This is a genomic window from Thiomicrospira sp. S5, assembly GCF_003991075.1.
Taxonomy (GTDB): Bacteria; Pseudomonadota; Gammaproteobacteria; order Thiomicrospirales; family Thiomicrospiraceae; genus Hydrogenovibrio; species Hydrogenovibrio thermophilus.
Map to the genome: position 1 here is coordinate 669,195 of NZ_CP014470.1, position 17,333 is coordinate 686,527.

Here is a 17,333-nt window from a genome sequence, read left to right on the forward strand (position 1 = left end):
GCCAGAAACCGCCAGCGTGGCGTTATTATAGTAAGCTTTGCCCCAGTTGAGCAATGGACCCCACCACAATAATTTGGGTCAGCTTGATGGCGATGATGGCCACAATCGGCGATAAGTCCAGGCCGCCGATCGGCGGAATCACTTTCTGGAAAGGGCGCAGAATCGGTTCGGCCAGTTGATAGAAAATCGCCGTATTCGGGTTGTAACCTTGCGATACCCAGCTTAACACCACTTGAATGATGATCAGCCAGAACATCATGTCGAGCATTTGATTGAGAATTTCCGTCACCGAGGAAATCGCAATCAGTCCGACGGAGAAGCTGCGGTCGGTTAAGAAGCCCAGTAGTACGACGAACAAAGCTTGAACAATCATGGCTGTGAGCAACGCACTCCAGTCCCAGCGGCCCGGTTTCGGTAACACCAGATTCAAGGGCGCGCACAGCGGGTTGGTGACTTTGGCGACAAAGTTGACGATCGGGTGGCGCCAGTCCACATGCGTGGCACGCATGAAAAAGCGCAGAATCAAGACGAAAATCACCAGGCCTGCTAAAAATTGAATGAGAAATAAACCGCCTTCACCGACTGGGGACATGCTTTGCTCCTGTGTACTCGATTAGGAATTGTTGTGGGTCGTGCCCAATTCATCGGCCAGACTGATGGCGCGATCTTTCGCGGCGGTCATGGCCTCCTCAATGATAGCACGTAAGTCGTGCTGTTCGAATGTCTGAATGGCTTTTTCCGTGGTACCGTTCGGCGACGTCACTTTCTGGCGCAAGGTGGCGCAATCATCTGGACTTTCCAGGGCCATTTTCGCCGCGCCGAATGCGGTCTGAATCGTTAGCAGACGGGCGGTGGACTCATCCAGTCCGAGTTTCTGGCCGGCGGCTTGCATGGCTTCCATAAACAGAAAATAGTAAGCCGGGCCGCTGCCGGAGATGGCGGTGACAATGTCCAGGTCGCTTTCCTGTGGTACCCAAACCGTCAGGCCAGCAGCGCGCAGAATGTTTTCGGCCTGGTCTTTCTGAGCGTCGGAGACCGACGCCGTGGCGAACAGGCCGGTGGCGCCGCTGCGAATCAAGGCCGGGGTGTTGGGCATGGTGCGGACGATGGCCGCTTCGCCGCCTAGCCAGAAAGCGATGTCACTGGTTCGGACACCCGCCGCGATGGAAATCACCAGTGCGCCTTTCGCTTTCACCGTGTCGGCCAGTTCCTTGCAGACCGGTTCCAACTGTTGCGGTTTGACCGCCAGCAGGATGATGTCGGCCTGAGCGGCCGTTTCGGTATTGCTTTCCAGACAGGGGATACCGAGTGACTGGGTGACTTCCTGGCGTCGATCCGCGCTGGGGTCGGTCGCCAGAATTTTATCCTTCGGGTAGCCGCTGGCCAGCAAGCCGCCCATGAGGCTGAGGGACATATTGCCCGCACCGATAAAGCAGATTGTCGAATCCATAGAAATCACCTCGTGTCTGTCGTTGGCTGGTTGGGCGTTTCACGGTCTGTACCGTTTTCCGAGCCTGTCCAAATGGGAATGGGTGTCTATTATAGCGGCAACGGACTGAAAAAACAGTCCGTCGGATGGGGGAATCAGATAGGTTTTTTGAAGAGTTTATGATTGCCGCGTTGATCGATGGCGCCGGCCAGGCGGTCGATGCCGTGAATGTAGGCGGCGGTTCTTAAGCTGGTTTGATAGCGAATCGCTAAATCGTAAATCACGTTGGCTTCGCGTCGCATGATTTTATCGAGGCGCCGTTCCACTTCGTCGGCGTCCCAATAAAAACCGGAACGATTCTGGACCCATTCGAAGTAACTGACCGTCACCCCACCGGAGTTGGCGAGTACGTCGGGAATGACTTGGGTGCCTTTCGCTTGCAGGATTTCATCCGCTTGAGGGGAAATGGGGCCGTTGGCGATTTCCAATAGGGTTTTCGCACGAATTTTATCGGCGTTTTCCTGAGTGATTTGGTTCTCCATAGCGGCCAGCACCAAAACATCGACGTCCATTTCCAACAGTTCTTCATTGGTGAGGGTTTCGTGTTCGATCACATTGCAGACCGAGCCGTCGCAATAGACGGAATTCAATTCACTGGTTTCGTCTTTGAATTGTTTGATGTCGTCGATGTTCAGTCCGCTGGCGGTGCAAACCGCCCCTTTTGAATCGGACACGGCAATGACGCGATAGCCGGCCTGTTGCGCCAGACGGGCAAAATGGTAACCGGCGTTACCGAAGCCTTGCACGGCGATGGTGGTGTTTTGAATGTCCCAGCCTTGGCGGCGGGCGTATTCGCTCAGACAGAACAAGGCACCTTGTCCGGTGGCTTGGGTGCGGCCTTCCGAACCATTCAAGTGCAGCGGTTTTCCGGTGATGATGCCGGGAATCTGGCGGCGGGCGATGACGGAATATTCGTCGGCCATCCACCCCATGATGGTGGCGTTGGTGTACATGTCCGGTGCGGGAATGTCCCGCGTTTCCCCCAGCACATCGGCAAAGGCGCGAATGTAGCCTCGTGACAAACGTTCGATTTCCAATTGCGACAGTTCTTTCGGGTTGACGGTGATGCCGCCTTTGGCGCCGCCGAAGGGTAACCCGGCCACGGCGCATTTGACTGTCATCCAGAAACTCAGGGAGGTGACCTCGTCCAGATTGACGCGCGGGTGATAACGAATGCCGCCCTTTGTCGGGCCGCGAGTGTCGTCGTATTGCACGCGGTAACCGGTGAATATTTGCAAACTGCCGTCATCCATTCGTACCGGGATACTGGCTTTGATGGAACGTTTCGGAACCGATAACCGGTTGATGACCTCTTCGTCCACTTCAATGTGTTTGAAGACTTCTCCTAATCGCTGCTTTGCAATTTCGAACATGCACACTCTCCGTAATCGGGTAAAACGGTTTAAACTAAGACGGTCTAAGCATAAGGGAAAATACGGCGTTTGCAAACAAAAACGCCCCTTAAATCCATCTTTCAGGGGCGTTTTTCACTTTGAGGAACAAATGTGGTTTTTAAAAATCGTTCCAGTCGTCCTCCGGTTCCGAGGGGGACTGGGGCGTGGCGGCGGCGAGATCCAGGTCTGGGTGTTCTTGTTTAATCGGCGCCGAGGCCTGGTGGATTCGCGTAACCTTGTTCGGCTGTGTTTGACTGGATTCAGGCGCTTGAATTTCGGGTTTAATGGCCGTTTGCGGTCGGCTTTCACCCATTGATATTTCATCTTCCAGTGCATGAATGTGCTCAATCACTTCGAGACTGAGGCCTTCCAGTTTTTGCATTTCGTCATTGGCTTGTTCCATATCGCCGATGTCTTTCAAATCGAAAATGCGGCCGATGAAGGCATGCAGGTTGGCGTGGGATTTTTCCAGTACCTGAAAAGACGGCAAGCTTTGATACGTCTGACCTTCTTGATAGAGCCAGGTGCCGAGGGGGCAGAGCGTCGGGTCATCGGCCGATTGTCGGTTGAAGTCGATCTCGAAGTCGTTCAGGTAAGCACGTACTTTGACTCGCCACTGGCGGTGCGCCCGGCGAGCCGCGGCAAAGTCGAAGTTACCGACTTTCAGGGCATTGTGTTCGTGTGTGGGCGGTTTCAAGGTAAATTGGGCGACATTGGATTCCATGGACTCGGCCATGCCGCTGAGGTCTTCGGCCATGGCGGTGGTTTCCTCGACCAGTGCCGCATTTTCCTGAACGGCACTGTCGATGTCGGCGATGGCCTGGTTGGCTTGTTTGACGCCTTCCGATTGCTCGTGGCTGGACACGGCAATGTCGTCAATCATTTCGTTAACGTTTTCGATGGCGGCGACAATGTTATGCAGTTCTTCGCCGGAGGCACGAACCTGGTCGGTGCCTTCCGATACTTTGGAAACCGTGTCTTCAATCAACTGGCGAATATCGCGTGCCGCTTCCGAACTTTTACCCGCCAAACTGCGCACTTCGCCGGCGACGACGGCAAAGCCTTTGCCGTGCTCGCCGGCACGGGCGGCTTCCACGGCGGCGTTCAGCGCCAATAGGTTGGTTTGGAAAGCGATGCTGTCGATCAAACCGATGATTTCGTTTATTTTCTGGCTGGATTCGTGAATTTGCTTCATCGAGTCTTCCGCTTTGCTCATGACGGTTTCACTTTGCGCCGCTTGGCGTGCGGTGGTCTGGGTGACCTGACTCGATTTGCCGGCATTATCGGCGTTTTGTTGTACGGCTGAGGTCATCTGTTCCATGCTGGCGGCGGTTTGCTGCAAAGAGGCGGCCTGGGACTGAGTACGCTCGTTCAAACTCAAACTGGATTGGCTGATTTCATTGGCGCAGGTGTTGACATTATGGATGGCGATGCGGGTCTGGTTCATCATATTGGAGAGATTTTCCACGGCAACATTCAGACTGTCTTGTAATAGGGCGAATCGGCCTTTGAATTCACCTTGCATGTGCTGGGTCAAATTGCCTTCCGAGAGCGCGACCCCTAGGTCCACAGCTTGGCTGATCGGGTGTTCGATGGTTTCCATCATTTCATTGATGGCGCCGCTCAGTTCGCGGGCCAACCCCGACACACGGCTCAGGTCGATGCGTTGATCCAAGAGTCCGTTTTTGGCCGCGTTGACCGTTTTCTGTACCTGGTTAATCAACTGGATTTCCTGGGTTTTATCTCGCCATTCCGCCAAGGTGGCGGTGCGACTGCCGGCACGATTGAAAATGGGGATGGTGTTCACTTCCAAATGGGTGTCGCCGATTTGGATGTTGGCGACATAAGGTTCTTTCAATTCGTTGAGCAATTGACGTTGATGCTGGGCGTTGCGGTGAAAAATATCGATGTTCTGGCCAATGAGGTCGCTGGCCTCGAATTGTGGGAGATACTCTTTGAGCTTGGCTTCTTCCGTCTGCATGAAACGCTGCATTTCATCGTTCATGTAAACGATGTTGAGGTTGGCGTCGGTAATCATTAAGTTGCTGGAAATCTGGTTGATGGCGGTTTGCAGTTTGGCCGCTTCATCGACTTTGGCCTGATTGTCTTCAATCGCATAGCGAATCGAAATGGCGGCTGAAATTACCGGGTTGATGAGTTGCCCGACGAAGTGTTTAGGACGATGGCAGCTCATATTGATGGGTTCGTTGGCGGAGACATTTTGCAGGGCTTTTTGAATGCTTTGTTGAAAACGGGACAGCCGTAAACCGTAAAGAAAGGCGGGAATCAACATCATGGCGCTGATGGCTGCCAATAATCCGACGGACAAAAAGTGTTGCGTCAGCCAGATAAACGGGATGACGGCAAAAATTGTCATCAAGAGCGTCAGTTGCCATTGCGGCGCCATTTGAGCCATCCAATTCAGCTGCGGCCAGTTGATGCCTTGATAGACTTTACCGTACTGGATATGACGTTTTCCGGCATTGATTTGGCGGTAGGCTTCGGCTGTGGCGGCTTTCTCGGATTCCGAGACGTGGGTCCGAAACGATAGATACCCGACGTGCCGGTTGTTTTCATAAATGGGCGACACATTGGCTTTGACCCAGTAGTAACCGCCGTCTTTGCGGCGGTTTTTCACCACTTGAGACCAGGTGGCCCCCATTTTCAAGGTGTGCCACATGTCTTTGAACACCCGCTTGGGTACGTCCGGGTGGCGTACGATGCTGTGAGGTTGGCCGATCAATTCCTCCCGGCTGAAACCGCTGGCCAGCTCAAAGGCATCATTCACTTCGGTAATGGTGCCGTGCAGGTCGGTCTTGGAGACGAGAGCGATATTGTCGGGAACGAGGTATTCGTTTTCAGGGGCGTGTGTTTCAGGGTGTGCTGGGTTCATGTTGCCGTCCATCCTGTCGCAGGTTGTTATGCGTTGATTATTATGGAATTTTTTATATAAGCATATTAGCGTAGGTTGATAAATTCATCAATGAAGTTAAGGTTTTTATTTCTTATTGATTAATAAAGAAAATTAATATTTGATTCGAAAAAGTGCGGATGTTCGAATTTGAACGTCGCCTTAAAACCTTATAGAATGGGCGTTGGAAAGGGACTTAAATCTAATTGATTGATTTTAATGAAAAATCGTTAAAGTCTTTTTCGTTTTGGCCGTTAAAACCGATACACACCGAAAATATAATCAAATGGTGTCGAATAATAACAATAGCCCAGTGTGGTTTCCGAGCCTTGTCATGAACGAGTGTTATCGTGAAACATTGTCAGAAAAGGAAGATTAGTATGTCACTCATTAAGCCACAAAACGATTACATCAGTTCGTTGCTGAATGGTGCGTCGAACAACAAGTCCGCCAATGGTTTGGAAGGATTGTTCAAAGCCAGTCAGCAAGCCGATGAAAAGGCGCTGGAAAACAGTCAGGCACTGCCGAACCTGTCGGATTTCTTTTCCGCTTCCTCTCAAGGTTTGCAGGCGGTTTCCGGCAGTACCCAATACCAGCAATCTTACGCCTACAGTCAAACCATGACGATGCAGATTCAAACGCAGGAAGGCGATACGGTTCAGGTCGACTTCCGTCAGTTGTATGCTCAATACCAATCCTACAAAAGTGAATACGGTCAGGAAGAAGGACCGTCCGGCGCACGTTATTTTGAAAGCACCGAAGAAATGGAAGCCACCGCGTTTGAAGAACGTTTTGGTTTTTCGGTACAAGGTGATTTGAACGAAGACGAACTGAATGCCATTTTCGATGTGTTCGAGAAAGTGGATGCCTTGTCGAATGAATTCTTCAACGGCGATATCGAAAAGGCCTTTGCCAAAGCGCAAGAGCTTGAAATCGATTTCGGGCAGATTCAATCCTTCAGTCTGGATATGCAGAAAACCGAAATGTATGCGGCTAATTATCAGCAGGCTCAGGCGTATCAGGGTGTGCAGGATACCGAAACCGGTGACGCCGTTTCGGGTGGTCAAATCGCTCAGTTACCGCCTTATCTACAGAATATGCAGGATGCTGTCGAGAAGCTGGACGAGTTCTTTGCCAACGCACGTGAAAAATTCGATGAATGGCTGGCCGACAGTTTGGCGCAGCGTGCCGGAGAAGAAGGTCAGGCTGCAACCTGGTATGACCGTGTGAAAGAATTCCACGACCAGTTGGCGAACGCGGCCGGGTTGGATACGGTCACCTTGAAGCCGAGTGGTATTGAAGTGCCGGCCGGCCCGACGTTTGATTCAATGGATGACGCTTCCGGCAACGAAAGCGCCGAGAGTGAAGCGGCTGAAACCACTCAAGATACCGAGTAATCGGCCGATAACATTATTAATCGGGATACGTGCCGCATTTAGAAAAGGCACGATGTCGATGGCCGGTATGGCGGTTTTCGTGCCGGTTCAAAAAGGAGAGCGCCGAACAGAAATGTTCGGCTTTTTCGTTTTTGGATTTTGGTTTCGGATTTTTGGTGGACTAGGCGTAGTTGCGTGCGCCGAAAATATCGGTTCCAATCCGTACCAGGGTGCTGCCTTCCATAATCGCCGCTTCCAGATCGGCGGACATGCCCATCGACAAAGTGTCCAATGGCGCCTGCGGAAAGCGCTGTTGCATTTCCGTCAGCAACTCGCGCAGTTGGCGAAAGGGCCGGCGCTGCGCTTCCATTGACTCGGTACGGGCCGGAATCGCCATCAAACCACGCAACGAGAGGTTTGGCAGCGCCATCACTTCTTCGGTCACGTCGAGGATTTCCTCCGGCCGGAATCCGGACTTGGAGGCTTCCTCGCTGACGTTCACTTCAAGTAATATCTGCAAATCGCCCAGGCCTGGTGGTCTTTGCGCCGACAGACGTTTGGCGATTTTCAAACGATCCACGCTGTGTACCCATTGGAAATGCTCGGCAATAGGCTTGGTTTTATTGGACTGGATGGGGCCGATAAAATGCCATTCCAAATCCGGTCGTTGAGCGATTTTTTCCAAGGCTTCCTGCACATAGTTTTCACCGAAGGCTTTTTGTCCGGCCTCGGCCAGGGCTTCGATGTCGGCCAGCGGTTTGGTTTTGCTGACGGCCAGCAGAGTGACCGGGTCATGGCGACCGCTGTCTTTACGGGCGGTTTCGATTCGGTTTAAAACCTGTTGATAGCGGCTGAGCAATGTGTTGTTCATCTCGTTTCCTGCGGATTGGAAGGCGTGAATCATGAATAATCTTAACGTTCATTTTAACATTTCCAAGGTCGGCTGTCGGCTTCTTGCCGGGATAAGCGCGCCTTATTCCGGACAATTGAATGGTTTTTATGGTACTGAGCGGTCGGCGGGCGTAAAATGAAAAAAATACACCTAAAAAAATTGGTTGCATCGGTTGCGGTCATTCATCGAAAACGTTTTGAGTCAGAGGAAGCTTCATGAAGAAAATCAAATCCAGCGACGTAAATTATCCCTATAAAGAAAAATTGAGCCGTTCGGAATACGAAGAAACCAAAGAACAGTTGCAAATCGAGTTGTTGAAATTGCAGAAGTGGATCAAGCACAATGGCGAGCGCTTGATCATTTTGTTCGAAGGTCGTGACGCGGCCGGGAAGGGTGGCACCATCAAACGGATTATGGAGCACCTTAATCCTCGTGGCGCACGTGTGGTGGCGTTGGACAAGCCCAGCGAAACCGAAAAGGGACAATGGTACTTTCAACGCTACATTCAGCACCTGCCGACCTCTGGCGAAATGGTTTTGTTCGACCGTTCCTGGTATAACCGTGCGGGCGTGGAGCGGGTCATGGGATTTTGTACCCCGCCGCAATACAATCAGTTCATGCACCAGGCACCGGAGTTCGAACGGATGATCACCGCCAGCGGGATTCATTTGATGAAGTTTTGGTTTTCGGTGGGGCGTGACGAGCAACTACGCCGGTTTAACGCACGCAAAAACGATCCGTTGAAACAATGGAAGTTGAGTCCAATGGACTTGGCGTCCCTGGATCGATGGGAGGACTACACGCGTGCCAAGGAAGACATGTTTTTTTACACGAATACCAATGAAGCGCCTTGGACGGTCATCAAGTCGAACGATAAGAAACGCGCGCGCTTGGAAGCCATGCGTTATGTGTTGAACTATTTCCCTTACGACGATAAGAACGAAGACATTTTGCAACCTGATCCGTTGATTCTCAGCAGCGGCGAAGACGTATTTAAAGAAGACTGAAGCCAAGGCTTCATTTGAACGAAAGGAATTTCATCATGACGAAAATGCATTATCACGGCCATGCGAAAGAAGTGGTGGCCCGTTTTCAACGGATGTTGAACCAGGAACAAAAAGACGCCATCGGCGAAGAGCATTTCGAAGAGCTGGAGATGCTGATCAGCGCCGCTTTGGGGGTGGTGCATTCGGAACAGTCGCATCGCGCCGCCAAGTTGTTGGAAGAATACGCCCACGAGTTGCGACGTCAGTCCAGCGAAGTGGAATAAGCCGACAAATAAGCCATATCGATTTCCGCAATCCGTGACAGCCGGTCGAATTGTTTAGACGATGTTGGTCGGTCTCACGCGGTGGTGGGCAGGTGGTCGCAGTCCACTTGCTGCCAATGCGGCGGTGGTGTCCATTGTGACCAAAGGTCGCCGAGGCGGCCATCGAAACAGCCCGGTAACGCGGCTTCACTGCACAGTCGGTTGGGGATTTTCCAATCCTCCAACAGGGTCGCGGCACCAATGGCCTGAGCCGGAAAATCCGGGAACAGGAAACGGGCCGGTTTCACCACAAAGGGAAAGGCCGATTCGCTGGCCAATACCGCGCGGACATCAAACGTTTCCCGGAGCCGGTCGGCCAGATAAAATACCGTGGCTAAGGCTTGATGGCTTCCGGTAATTAACACCGGTTGCGATGGGGATAAGCTTACGGTGAGGTCGTTTAAAAACACCCAGGCCTGGGCGTTTTTCGGTTGTAATTCGGTGGGTTCGGGAAAAGGCTGTTCGGTCATGAACAGCAGTTTATTCCCCTGTTGCCTGAATAAAATCGCCTGTCGTTCGCCGTCGGTGACGGCGAAGTTGACCGGACGTTCGGTCTCGTCGTCTTGTTCAACCTCAATCAGATAAAAGCCGTTCGGCTGTTCCTGTTGCCCAATCCAACGCACGTTATCGTCTCAGACCTGGTTGTTGCGGTAGACCGGACGGCCTTGGAAGTAAGTGGCTTCGATTTCACCATTGAACTCCCAACCGCTGAAGGGTGAATTGTCGCCCTGGCTAATCATTTCCGAGCGCTCCAGCGTCCAGATGGCCTCCGGGTTATACAGGCTGAAGTCGGCGTAATGCCCCTCGATTAAACTGCCGTTTTGAATGCCGAGAATGTCGGCCGGACGCTGTGTCAAAGCCGCCAGTGCGGTGTGAATGTCCAAAACGCCTTCCTGTACCAGTTTCATGGTCAACGGCAACAGGGTTTCCAATCCGCTGATGCCCGGTTCGCTTTCGCCGAACGGTAATAGTTTGACGTCGCGGTCAAGCGGCGTATGGTCGCTGACGATGGCGTCGATGATGCCGGTTTTGACGCCGAGACGCAACGCTTCCTTGTCTTCATGGGTGCGTAGCGGAGGCGAAACATGGAACAGGGAATCAAAGTCCATCACATCGTATTCGGTCAGGTGCAGTTGGTGAATTGCCACGTCGCAGGTGACTTGCATGCCGCGCTTTTTCGCATCGGCAATCATTTCCACCGAACGAGCGGTGGAAATTTGCGATATGTGGATGCGTGCGCCGGTTTCCTCGGCGAGAATCAGATTACGCGCCAGCGCGGTGGTTTCCGCCGAGGCTGGGATTTCAGGCAAACCGAGACGACTGCTGATGACGCCGCTGTGCACTACGCCCTTGTTTTTCAGTTGCGAGTTTTCACAGCGCATCATCAAGAGCACGTCATTACTGACGGCATAGGCCATGGCGTTTTTCAGCGTCAAGGCATTCTGAATCGGTTGGGCGGCTTGGCTTAAGGCGATGCAGCCGGCGTTTTTCAATGCCGCCATATTGCTGAGCATTTTGCCTTCCAATCCTTGCGTGATGGCACCCAGCGGCAGAACGAAAGCTGTGGCGGCCTGGCGCGCACGGCGCTGGATCAGTTCGGTCACCGCCTGGGTGTCGTTGACCGGGTTGGTGTCCGGCGGGCAGCAGATGGTGGTGATGCCGCCGGCGACGGCGGCTTTGGTTTCGGAGGCGATGCTGCCTTCGTAACGACTGCCGGGTTCGGCCAGACGAGCATGCAAATCCACCAGGCCTGGGAAAATCCACTTGCCGGTGCCGTCAATCGTTTGGTCCGGCGAGAAGCCTTCCGGTGCCGTGTCGCTGATGGCTTGGATGCGGCCGCGTGCAATATACAGATTGGTGACCTGGTCAAGTGACTGACTGGGGTCGATGATTCGTGCATTTTCGATTAACAGTCTCAAGCTTCTGTCTCCTCTGTCGCTTTCGCTTCACTCAGCTTGCTTTCGTTCAATTGTCTCGCGTTTTCGATGATGACACTCATCACCGCCATGCGCACGGCGATGCCGTAGGTGACCTGTTCGAGTATCACCGATTGGTGTCCGTCCACGACTTCGGAGTCGATTTCCACCCCGCGGTTGACCGGGCCGGGATGCATCACGATGGCGTCGGGCTTGGCGTAGCCCAGACGTTCCTTGGTCAGGCCGTACAGGTTGAAAAATTCCTTGCCGCTGGGTAGCAGGGCGCTTTTCATGCGTTCGCTCTGCAGGCGGACGTTGATGATGACATCCACGCCGTCCAGGCCTTCTTCAATGTGTTCATAGACGTGGACGCCGAGCGCTTCCGGATGTGATGGCATCAGGGTTTTCGGGCCGATGACGCGGATTTCGCGCGCTTCGAGAATGCTCAAGGCTTGAATTTGTGAGCGCACCACGCGGGAATGTTGCACGTCCCCGATGATGGCGACCTTCAGGTCGTAGATATCGCCTTTGTGTTTGCGGATGGTGAACATGTCGAGCATCGCCTGAGTTGGGTGGGCGTGCTGGCCGTCACCGGCATTGACCACGTGGACGTGAGGGGCGACGTGTTTTGCGATGAAATGGGCGGCGCCGCTTTCGCTGTGACGCACCACGAAGACATCGGCCAGCATGGCTTCCAGATTCCAAAGGGTGTCCAGCAGGGTTTCCCCTTTTTTGGTGGACGAGGTTTCGATATTGAGGTTCACCACATCGGCGGACAAACGTTTTTCGGCGATTTCGAAAGTGGTCAGCGTGCGCGTGCTGGGCTCGAAAAACAGGTTCATGATGGTCTTACCGTGCAGGTTCGGCACTTTTTTGATTTGGCCGGTGGCCGGGTCGATGAAACTTTCCGCAACGTCCAGGATTTCCGTCAAATGATGTTGCTTGAGGCCTTCCAGTGTCAGGAAATGGCGCAGCTTTCCTTGTTCATTGAGTTGGATGTTGGGGGTTGTGAGTCTCATGATGTTTCCTTCTGTGTCGTGAGCGCGTCTAACCAGTTTTCAAGAATAATTTGGGCCGCATGGTCGTCAATCGGTTGGGTCGTGTTTTTGGCGCCGGCGTTGCGTTGTTCCGCTTCGATCGAGCTGAGTTGTTCTTCGATATAAAACACCGGCGTATGGTAGCGGCCGCTGAGGCGCTGGCCGAATTTTCGGGCCGGTTGCGTCAAGGCCTGTTCTTCGCCGTTCAATCGCATGGGTAATCCCACCACCACCGCCTGGGGCTGCCAGGTTTCGAACAGGCGAGTGATGTGTTCCCAGTCCGGTTTGCCGTCCCGGCTCTGAACGATGGCTTCCGGCGTGGCGGTGCGGGTAATGGTTTGGCCAACGGCCACACCGATGCGCCGCAAACCGAAGTCGAACCCCAGAATAACGCCGTCGAGCGTTTGGGGATCGATGGCCTTAGTCATGGCCGGCGTCCATGCTGAGAGATTCCGGTGAAATCCCCAGTGTGTTGAGTGCGACTTGCCATTTTTTCTTGGTCGGCACATCAAACAGCAGGGCTTCGTTATAGGGAATCGTCAGCCAGTTGTTGGCTTGGATTTCTTCATTGAGTTGTCCCGCTTCCCATCCGGCGAAGCCAAGACAGACCACCAGTTTCTCGGGCGCATCACCGCTGGCGAGTGACTTGAGAAAGTCTTCCGAGACGGTCATCGCCAATCGGTCGCGTAATGGCAGGCTTTTTTGCCAGTGCCCTTGCGGTTCGTGCAGGATAAAGCCGTGCTCCATGTCGATGGGGCCGCCCATCATGATGTTCTGTTCCAAAAGCGGCGACGGATGCTCAATGGTGAGCTCAAAATGTTCCAGCAATTGTTCGACGGTCAAACCGTGTTCCAGGTTGACGACCAGTCCCATCGAACCATGTTCGTTGTCCTCAACGATGTACACCAGCGTTTTGTCGAACCAGCTGTCGGCCAGGTTCGGCATGGCGATGAGAAAATGATGTTCGAGAGAGTTCAGCTGTTCCATAGCCGTAAATTATATCAGCTTGCCAAATCGCGTTGATTTTTTAGTGGCCGGTTTTGACGGTTTTTTTACGAGTTTTTCGCATCCAGTAAGTGCAAACGTTTTTTCATGGTCGGTGTGGCGTAGGTTTGACGGTTTTCGTCCACCATAAAGGCTTCGTTGATGCCCATCTGACGGGCGATTTTTTCCCAGCCGGACGGCCCGGCAATCATCAGGGCCGTGGCGGCGGCGTCGGCGGTGGTCGCATCCGGGTGCACCACCGTGACGGAAATGAAGTGATCCGCCGGGTAACCGGTATTCGGGTTGATGATGTGGCTGTAACGCTTGCCTTTCCAGGTGAAATAACGCTGATAGGTGCCGGACGTGACGATGCTTTCGTCGCCGTTGATTTGCAAGCTCGCCAAGGCGGTGTTCGGGTGGTCCGGGTCTTGGATGCCGATGCGCCAGGCCTGGTGGTTTTCCGGGTTTTTCGAACCGATGATGCGCATGTCACCGCCGATGTTGACGATGGCGTTTTCAATGCCGGCGTGCAATAAACTTTCAATCGCCAAGTCGAGCGCCAATCCTTTGGCATTGCCGCCGAAGTCGAGACGCACATTCGAGTTTCGACTGTAAAGGGTGTTGCCTTTGAAATAAATGTCGCGAATGGACGGGCGCGATTTTAGCCAGGCCTGGAGGGTTTCTTCATTGGGCGGCGGCCCGTGCCAGTCTTCGGAGTGAAAGCCCCAGAGCTCAATCAATTGTCCGATGCCGGGATCGAACAGATAATCCGATTCGGCGGCGAGGGTTTGCGATTTGAGAATAAAGCGTTTGACGCTGTCGGCAATGGTAATCGGTTGCCGGGCGGCGATGGCGTCGTTGATGTTGCCGAGAATGCCGCCTTTTTCCCAGGCGTGCCAATCCTGATTGAATTGCTGGAAGGTGGCTTCGATGCCCTGAATGGCGTGTTCGGCTTTGGCTTGCGGCGCGTCGACGATTTCGACCCGCACTTCGGTGCCGAACACGTAAAACACTTCCTGAACGGTTTGGGGGGGCGGAGAACAGGTGGTCAGTCCCCAAAAGGCGAGGACAGCGATGGTGAAGTGTTTGAATGGAAAACCGTTGAATTTCATATGGAATTTACTTGAAATGTATTGGATAAAACAAAATTTGGGTTTTTATAAAATATGTTTATAATGAGAAAAGGTTCATCCGCGTAAACAAATATTCGTGATTGTTAAAACGTATTAACCCTCGAATTTCCGATGAAAATGTCCGCGATGACCAGAGTATTCAGTGTGGTTATTCTAACCCTTAAAGGGTGAAAGAACGGTTAAAAATGAAAAAAGTAGAGCTGACAGGAAACGAACGAGAGGTGAAGCCGGGGTCGACGATTATTTCGACGACGGATTTGAACGGAACCATTGTTGAGTGTAATGACGACTTTGTCGACATCTCCGGTTATACCCGCCAGGAGTTGATAGGGCAGCCGCACAATATTTTGCGGCACCCGGATGTTCCGGCGGCGGTGTTCAAAGATTTATGGCAAACGCTCAAGCAAGGCAAACCCTGGACGCAGTATGTCAAAAACCGTTGTAAGAATGGCGATTTCTATTGGGTGAAAGCCAACATCACGCCGGTATTGCGAGCCAACGAGCTGGTTGGGTATCAATCGGTTCGGACACGCATTTCCGATGCGGAAAAGGCCTCGGCCGAGGCGCTTTACAAACAGATTCAAAATGGCAAGGCGTCGATTCGTCAGGGCTATTTGATGAGCCCGTCCCGACGTTTCAATCTCTTCCATCACATTCATCCGGTCAACGTCATGGTGTCGTTGATTGTGTTCTTAATCGCCTTGCAAGCCGTGACGTCGGCCGGGTTGTTGACGATTCCGGCGGCGGTCGGTTTGCCCGTCGCGGCGATTCTGTTGGTGGGCACCTTTATGGGGCGGCGTTATGTTTTCTCCCGCTTGAAGAAAGCGCGCCAAATCATGACGCAAGTGCGCAGCGGCAATTTCCATTCCGATTTGGAGACCTACGGTTTTCATTCCCTGAGCGGGGTGTTGGCCTCGGTGAAAATGATGCAGACGCAAGTCGGTGCGGAAACCGCACAACGCACCCGCCAGCTGCATGAAAACACCCGATTGAAGGTTGCGCTCGACAGCGCCACCACTAATATGATGGTGGCCGACCAGAATAACGACGTCATCTATTTGAACCACGCCCTCCACGATTTATTGAAACGTCACGCCTCGGCGATTGCCGAAGAAGTGCCCGGGTTCGATGCCGATAATTTGGTGGGTAAATCGATTGATGTGTTCCATCGCCATCCCCAGCATCAAAAACAGTTGTTGGCGAATTTGACCGATAAGCATGTGGCGGAAATTTCGGTCGGAAATTTGATTTTGAAATTGACCATGCAGCCGGTCATCAATGATGAACAAAAACGCATCGGCACCATTGTCGAGTGGATGGATTTAACACAGCAACGTAGCATTGAAGAGACTTTGAACAATGCTTTGTCATTGGCGTCGAAAGGGCATACCGATATTAAGTTGAACACTCAGGGGCTGGAAGGGTTTTTCCACACCACGGCGACGGACATCAATGCCTTGTTGGCGACCATGAACGGGGCTTTGGAAGACATGGTCGGGGTGATGGTCAATCTGGCGTCCGGCAATATGACCACGCGGGTGGAAAAAGATTTGCAAGGTTCTTTGGCGGCGATGAAAGGCGCGATGAATGTGTCGCTGGATAATTTGAGCGTCATCATGCTGCAAATCAAAGAAGTGGCGGCGTCGGCCAGTAATGCGTCCAGCGATTCGGCCAAGGCCGCCAACGATTTGTCGGTGCGTACTCAGCAAGCGGCCGCCACGCTGGAAGAGTTGAACGCCACCATGCAGAACATCAACCAGTTGCAGATTGAAAACACCCAATCCTTAACCGAAGTATCCGGCTTGACGCGGGAAACCATGCAGGAAAACGATAAGGCCGGCGAAGTGATGTTGGCGTCGGTGGAAGCGATGGAAAGCATTCGTGAAACCTCCGCCAAAATCGGCGACATCATCGGCATGATCGACAGCATCGCTTTCCAAACCAATTTGCTGGCGTTGAACGCTGCGGTGGAAGCGGCGCGTGCCGGAGAGCATGGGCGCGGTTTTGCGGTGGTGGCGAATGAGGTGCGCACGCTGGCGGCCAAATCCGCCGATGCCGCGCAGGAAATCAAAAAACTGATTGAGGATTCCGGGCAACGCATCAATGAGGGTGCCGACCGGGTTCAGCAATCGCATGAAGTGTTCAAACAAGTCAATGAGAGTGTCGCCAAAATCGGAAGCACTCTGGAGACGGTGACGGCTTCCATCAGCGACCAGCAACAAAGTGTGTCGGAAGTGACCCGCGCCCTCGGGTCCTTGGATGAAAACATTCAAAACAACGCCGCGCTGGTGGAAGAAACCTCGGCGTCGGCGGAATCCTTACATGACCAAGCCAGTCTACTGACCAATGAAGTACAGAAGTTCCAAATCAGTGAAAGCCTGATGCAGGGGAAAGCGCAAAGTTATCCGGCGGTACACGGTGTCCGGCTGTCCGAAGCCCGTCAGAAAATGCGCATCTGGCGTACGATGGTTCAGTCTTATCTGTGCGGTATGGAGGTGGACATCGATTTGCAGGCGGCGGTGGATCCGACGCGCTGCAGTGTCGGCCAGGCATTGGGGCAGTTATTGAGCGCCGACCCGTCTCTGGAAGCCTTGGATCAAATGAAGGAAGTCATGGAGTTGCACGTCCGGCAGCATAATCTGGTGAAATTGGTGCTGGAGTGTCGTGACGCCAAGTGTCTGCCGGAAGATTTCAACACCTTGTCCCTGCAGGACGGCATGTTGGATGAGTTCGTTATCGTCACCGAGAAGCTCGACAAGGCGCTCGGCGTTTTGGAACAGGTGGTGTTCGAGCATAGTCGCACCGAACCGCTTCCGGCGTTACGCGCCGGATAAACGGAAAAACGCCCAGGCCTGGGCGTTTTTCATCTTCGGATTCAACAAACGTAATCGG

15 protein-coding genes are annotated in these 17,333 nt (G+C 53.1%); 4 read left to right on the forward strand and 11 right to left on the reverse strand.

Features of this window, described 5'->3' with window-relative positions:
• Nucleotides 1–25: 25 nt before the first annotated feature.
• The 4 genes from AYJ59_RS03020 to AYJ59_RS03035 form a co-directional block, all read right to left on the reverse strand.
• Complete coding sequence (locus tag AYJ59_RS03020) at nucleotides 26–592, reverse strand: YggT family protein (RefSeq protein ID WP_029938783.1); 567 nt, start codon at nucleotides 590–592, stop codon at nucleotides 26–28.
• A 21-nt stretch (nucleotides 593–613) separates the two neighbouring features.
• Complete coding sequence (gene proC, locus AYJ59_RS03025) at nucleotides 614–1,450, reverse strand: pyrroline-5-carboxylate reductase (protein WP_029938782.1); 837 nt, start codon at nucleotides 1,448–1,450, stop codon at nucleotides 614–616.
• 134 nt (nucleotides 1,451–1,584) lie between these two features.
• Complete coding sequence (locus tag AYJ59_RS03030) at nucleotides 1,585–2,862, reverse strand: Glu/Leu/Phe/Val family dehydrogenase (protein ID WP_029938781.1); 1,278 nt, start codon at nucleotides 2,860–2,862, stop codon at nucleotides 1,585–1,587.
• 139 nt (nucleotides 2,863–3,001) lie between these two features.
• Complete coding sequence (locus AYJ59_RS03035; protein WP_127119300.1) at nucleotides 3,002–5,776, reverse strand: methyl-accepting chemotaxis protein; 2,775 nt, start codon at nucleotides 5,774–5,776, stop codon at nucleotides 3,002–3,004.
• A gap of 398 nt (nucleotides 5,777–6,174) precedes the next feature.
• Here AYJ59_RS03035 and AYJ59_RS03040 point away from each other — a divergent pair, with 398 nt between their 5' ends.
• Nucleotides 6,175–7,191 (forward strand): hypothetical protein, encoded by a 1,017-nt coding sequence (locus AYJ59_RS03040; RefSeq protein WP_127119301.1) that lies wholly within the window; start codon nucleotides 6,175–6,177, stop codon nucleotides 7,189–7,191.
• Nucleotides 7,192–7,351: 160 nt separating this feature from the next.
• On the opposite strand, the gene AYJ59_RS03045 is transcribed toward AYJ59_RS03040, so the two are convergent.
• Entirely contained in the window at nucleotides 7,352–8,041 is a 690-nt protein-coding gene (locus AYJ59_RS03045; protein ID WP_127119302.1) for a YggS family pyridoxal phosphate-dependent enzyme, read from the reverse strand.
• Between the two features lie 236 nt (nucleotides 8,042–8,277).
• Between AYJ59_RS03045 and ppk2 the strand changes: the two genes are divergently transcribed.
• Together ppk2 and AYJ59_RS03055 are read left to right on the forward strand one after the other, a co-directional pair.
• Complete coding sequence (gene ppk2, locus AYJ59_RS03050) at nucleotides 8,278–9,069, forward strand: polyphosphate kinase 2 (RefSeq protein ID WP_029938777.1); 792 nt, start codon at nucleotides 8,278–8,280, stop codon at nucleotides 9,067–9,069.
• A 35-nt stretch (nucleotides 9,070–9,104) separates the two neighbouring features.
• Nucleotides 9,105–9,332 carry a hypothetical protein gene (locus AYJ59_RS03055; RefSeq protein ID WP_029938776.1) on the forward strand — a complete coding sequence of 76 codons (228 nt, stop codon included), beginning with the start codon at nucleotides 9,105–9,107 and terminating at the stop codon, nucleotides 9,330–9,332.
• A gap of 74 nt (nucleotides 9,333–9,406) precedes the next feature.
• Here the strand turns inward: AYJ59_RS03055 and AYJ59_RS03060 are convergent, their stop codons facing one another.
• From AYJ59_RS03060 to AYJ59_RS03085, 6 genes are all read right to left on the reverse strand, one after another.
• Nucleotides 9,407–9,994: a hypothetical protein gene (locus tag AYJ59_RS03060; protein WP_127119303.1), complete on the reverse strand. Its 588-nt coding sequence runs from the start codon at nucleotides 9,992–9,994 to the stop codon at nucleotides 9,407–9,409.
• 9 nt (nucleotides 9,995–10,003) lie between these two features.
• The gene (locus AYJ59_RS03065) at nucleotides 10,004–11,290 is read right to left on the reverse strand and encodes a dihydroorotase (RefSeq protein ID WP_029938774.1); all 1,287 of its coding nucleotides are present in this window, start codon (nucleotides 11,288–11,290) and stop codon (nucleotides 10,004–10,006) included.
• Complete coding sequence (locus AYJ59_RS03070) at nucleotides 11,287–12,306, reverse strand: aspartate carbamoyltransferase catalytic subunit (protein WP_029938773.1); 1,020 nt, start codon at nucleotides 12,304–12,306, stop codon at nucleotides 11,287–11,289. Before AYJ59_RS03070 ends, AYJ59_RS03065 begins: the two co-directional genes overlap by 4 nt.
• On the reverse strand, nucleotides 12,303–12,752 hold the full coding sequence (gene ruvX / locus AYJ59_RS03075; RefSeq protein WP_029938772.1) for a Holliday junction resolvase RuvX: 450 nt from the start codon (nucleotides 12,750–12,752) through the stop codon (nucleotides 12,303–12,305). The genes AYJ59_RS03070 and ruvX overlap by 4 nt, the downstream gene beginning before the upstream one ends.
• Entirely contained in the window at nucleotides 12,745–13,311 is a 567-nt protein-coding gene (locus tag AYJ59_RS03080; protein WP_029938771.1) for a YqgE/AlgH family protein, read from the reverse strand. Before AYJ59_RS03080 ends, ruvX begins: the two co-directional genes overlap by 8 nt.
• Before the next feature lie 65 nt (nucleotides 13,312–13,376).
• Nucleotides 13,377–14,420, reverse strand: a complete 1,044-nt coding sequence (locus tag AYJ59_RS03085; RefSeq protein ID WP_127119304.1) for an FAD:protein FMN transferase — start codon at nucleotides 14,418–14,420, stop codon at nucleotides 13,377–13,379.
• A gap of 206 nt (nucleotides 14,421–14,626) precedes the next feature.
• On the opposite strand from AYJ59_RS03085, the gene AYJ59_RS03090 reads away from it, so the two are divergent.
• Entirely contained in the window at nucleotides 14,627–17,275 is a 2,649-nt protein-coding gene (locus AYJ59_RS03090; protein ID WP_127119305.1) for a methyl-accepting chemotaxis protein, read from the forward strand.
• Nucleotides 17,276–17,333 lie beyond the last annotated feature (58 nt).